We start from the raw sequence: 3,630 nt of genomic DNA, 5'->3' as shown, positions 1-3,630 counted from the left end.
ACTATATAGGGTACATTTTAATATTATTTAGCATTGTACTTTTTATTTTAATATACTTATTTACATGTATAGAGAACATATTTGAGTATAAAACTTTTGATATTGTTTAAACTAATGGTGACAAATAAGTAGGAGGAAAATATTATGGCAAAAGCAGGAATGAGAAGACCAGATCCAAAAGATTCACATGGCACAGAAAGTAATAAGCATAATCACTTTCCTAAAAATGAAGTTCATCCAGTACCGGAACTTCAAGGAAAGGCTAAAACTTCAGATAAAAAATCTAAGCCCATTAGCTATGATGGAAAATGGTAAAATAATGTGTAAATAAAAACAAAGTAGACATTATGGATGCAATTTAAATTTAAAAGAAGTAATAAGCACTTACTCAAATAAAGAGTAGGTGCTTTTATTAGTGCGCCCAGCATGGGCATAATCTTAAAGGTGAAAGTCCCTAACACGACCTAGTAGTGGTAAGTGTATAGCTTAAGACAAGGGTGTCCACCGCGAGGTGGAATCTGAAGGAAGTCGGCGGCAAATCTCTGGTCTGGCGAACAGAAACTAGATATAAGGCAGTACCTATGGGTGAGGTTGCTAATCAAACTAAAGCCTAATAACTACTCGAAAATAGGTAATGTAAATGTGGCAGATACATGGAGAGAAAGATTATGTTTTTACCTGGGGAGGTCTTAGATATACATTGTAGAAATGAATTTTGAAGCAATAACCTATGTAGTGATACATAGCTGAAGTCTAAGAAGTCAGCAGAGGTCATAGTACTCTCGCTAATCGCAAAAGCCAGTGGAAGGACTGAACAATAGGAGGTTTTGAAACTTTGAAGAACACAAAGAAATGTGATGCAAGCAGACAACTTCATATAGAAGGTTATCTACGGAAGGATAGAGTGGAACTCGAAGATCATGTAGGAGCGCCTAGCATTTCATTGACGTTAGAAAAGCGACAAGACGCCGAAATTAAATACTCCAATGGATTGCTAGAGAAGATTATAAATAGAAACAATCTAAATCAAGCCTTTAAAAGAGTTAAAGCTAATAAAGGAAGTCATGGTATTGATAGTATGAAAGTAGATGAACTTCTACAATACTTAAAAGAAAATGGCGATAGCCTCAGGCAATCTATATTGGACAGTAGCTATAAACCAAATCCAGTTAGACGTGTAGAAATCCCAAAACAAGATGGAAAGAAGCGTCCACTGGGAATTCCAACGGCAGTTGACCGAATGATACAACAAGCCATTGCTCAAGTGCTAATCCCAATATTTGAAGAAAAGTTTTCTGAGAATAGTTATGGATTTAGACCAAATAGAAGTGCTCATCAAGCAATTCTTAAATGTAAACAGTACATGGATAATGGATATAAGTGGGCTATTGATATAGATTTAGAGAAATACTTTGATACTGTAAACCATGATAAGTTAATAGGCTTAGTTTATAAAGAGGTTAAAGATATTAGGGTAATTCCTCTGATAAGAAAATATCTATAAGCAGGTGTGATGATAAATGGAGTAGTAAATACTACTGAAAAAGGTGTACCGCAAGGTGGCAATTTATCACCACTACTTAGTAATATCATGTTAAATGAACTAGATACGGAATTAGAAAAACGAGAGCTAAACTTCTGTAGGTACGCTGATGATTGTAATATATATGTAAAATCAAAGAAGGCGGCAGAAAGAGTAATGTATAGTATCACAAAGTTCATAGAAGAAGATTTAAAACTCAAAGTGAATAAGGATAAAAGCAAGGTCGACAGACCGTGGAAGTTAAAGTATTTAGGATTCTCCTTCTACAATAAGAAAGATGGAATGGGAATAAGAGTACATAATAAATCTGTTGAAAAATTAAAAGCTACGCTTAAGAAAATTACTGGAAGAAGTAATGCGATGAGCATGGAATATCGAGCAGTAAAATTGAAACAAACAATAACTGGTTGGATTAATTACTTTAAGCTAGCAGATTTAAAAGGTACTTTAAGAGAGTTAGATAAATGGCTAAGACGAAGGCTACGCCTATGCTATTGAAAGCAGTGGAAGAAAATTAAAACAAAACATGATAATCTAGTTAAATTAGGATTAGACAATTTCAAAGCGTGGGAATATGCAAACACAAGAAAAGACTATTGGAGAATCTCCAACAGCCCTGTTTTAGAAAGAACATTATCTAACAACTACCTAAAAGAACAAGGGTTTATAACATTAACCGAAAATTATTTAAGGTGTAGGTAATTCTATTGAACCGCCGTGTACCGAACGGTACGCACGGTGGTGTGAGAGGACGGAAAATAGAATAATTATTTTCCTCCTACTCGATTGTATAGATTACACTGGTTAAGGGATTAATCATTACTTAACTAGACTTTCTTTTTATATCTTTTATATGCTATAATACTATAGAAATTTAAAAGGAAAAATGGAGGAAGTAGTGAATGAATGAAAATAATAAGATTGATATATATGGTTTAGATAAAAAGATAAAATACTTTATAGAAACATGGGGTTGTGCATATGTATAAGTACAGAAGAATTACAAACATAGCAATACCAATACTTAAGATGTATATATAAATCTATTTTCTATTCAATTTTTAAATCTAATACACATTATCTTTTTATCTTTAACTATTATTTTATCTATAATAGCATTTAAAAATTTCTTTAATAAATCTCTTCCTACTTTGTTGATTAGAGTTTTAATATTTATATTTTCTTCTGATAAAACAAGAGTTTTACCTAAAATAAAGTTACTTGCTACTAAAATAAAATTATCATTATTACAATCTGAATTCACATAGCTTTTTAACTTGCTATTAACTTCATTTAAATTTTCAACTATTTTATTTTCTTTATTATATAATCTTTTTCACTTATACCTTCATCATCAAATAGATACAAATCCTCAAGTCTTTCAAGTGCTCTCTCATATTTCGACTTTTCTTTTTTAAATCTTTCAATTTCTAAGTCATTATTTTCATTTTTAGATACTTTTGTAAAAATATTTTTATGATTATACATCAAAATGGTTTGATGAAGACGGCAACTCAATATGGCCACCTAATAGAGGATTTGATGGGACACCAACGACGGAAGAATTAGAACCAGGAACTTTGGTTGATAGATATGGTTATGATGGGGGAACTTTTGTATCTCCAAAAGGAACACCATATACCGAAAGAGCACTTCCACCAGGCACAGATAGCAAACCATATACAGTATTCGAAGTTGTCGAATCCGTAGAGGTAAAGGCTGGCAAAATTGCACCTTGGTTCGGAGAAAAAGGCGGAGGGATACAATATGAATTTAGTAGTATAGCAGAATTATTGAAAAAAGAAGTTATAAGAAAGGTAGGAAATTAAAATGAATAAAAAAAAGTTACATGAAATAATATTGGAAAGAAAAATTCCTAGAGATATGTATTCTTTAGATGGTGGATTTCCCAATGAGGCATATTGCTTAAATAAGGAAAAGGATCAGTGGGAAGTATACTACAGTGAAAGAGGAATCAAATCTCAATTAAAAAGGTATGGTACAGAAGAAGAAGCATGCAAAGCATTATTAACTATATTAATAGGAGAATAGAGTAGTGAACAAAGAGGGGCTTTCGCAAAATAGAT

Annotated in this window: 5 protein-coding genes and 1 pseudogene; 4 read left to right on the top strand and 2 right to left on the bottom strand. The window is 32.2% G+C overall.

Annotated features, from left to right (window positions below; genetic code table 11):
* The first annotated feature begins 144 nt into the window (after positions 1-144).
* Both B3630_RS03485 and ltrA read left to right on the top strand, forming a co-directional pair.
* Complete coding sequence (locus B3630_RS03485) at positions 145-315, top strand: hypothetical protein (RefSeq protein ID WP_346895549.1); 171 nt, start codon at positions 145-147, stop codon at positions 313-315.
* 520 nt (positions 316-835) lie between these two features.
* A pseudogene (gene ltrA / locus B3630_RS17445) lies at positions 836-2,245 on the top strand (group II intron reverse transcriptase/maturase).
* A 352-nt stretch (positions 2,246-2,597) separates the two neighbouring features.
* On the opposite strand, the gene B3630_RS03470 reads toward ltrA, so the two are convergent.
* Positions 2,598-2,807 carry a hypothetical protein gene (locus tag B3630_RS03470; RefSeq protein WP_346895547.1) on the bottom strand — a complete coding sequence of 70 codons (210 nt, stop codon included), beginning with the start codon at positions 2,805-2,807 and terminating at the stop codon, positions 2,598-2,600.
* A gap of 41 nt (positions 2,808-2,848) precedes the next feature.
* Positions 2,849-3,061 (bottom strand): hypothetical protein, encoded by a 213-nt coding sequence (locus B3630_RS03465; protein WP_346895545.1) that lies wholly within the window; start codon positions 3,059-3,061, stop codon positions 2,849-2,851.
* On the opposite strand from B3630_RS03465, the gene B3630_RS03460 reads away from it, so the two are divergent.
* Together B3630_RS03460 and B3630_RS03455 are read left to right on the top strand one after the other, a co-directional pair.
* Positions 3,061-3,372 carry a TNT domain-containing protein gene (locus B3630_RS03460; protein WP_346895551.1) on the top strand — a complete coding sequence of 104 codons (312 nt, stop codon included), beginning with the start codon at positions 3,061-3,063 and terminating at the stop codon, positions 3,370-3,372. The genes B3630_RS03465 and B3630_RS03460 overlap by 1 nt on opposite strands.
* Position 3,373: 1 nt before the next feature.
* Entirely contained in the window at positions 3,374-3,595 is a 222-nt protein-coding gene (locus B3630_RS03455) for a hypothetical protein (protein WP_346895543.1), read from the top strand.
* Positions 3,596-3,630 lie beyond the last annotated feature (35 nt).

Origin of the sequence: Clostridium sp. UBA7503, from assembly GCF_002477055.1 — a bacterium.
GTDB lineage: Bacteria > Bacillota > Clostridia > Clostridiales > Clostridiaceae > Clostridium_J > Clostridium_J sulfidigenes.
This window is presented reverse-complemented; position numbering and strand designations above follow the sequence as displayed.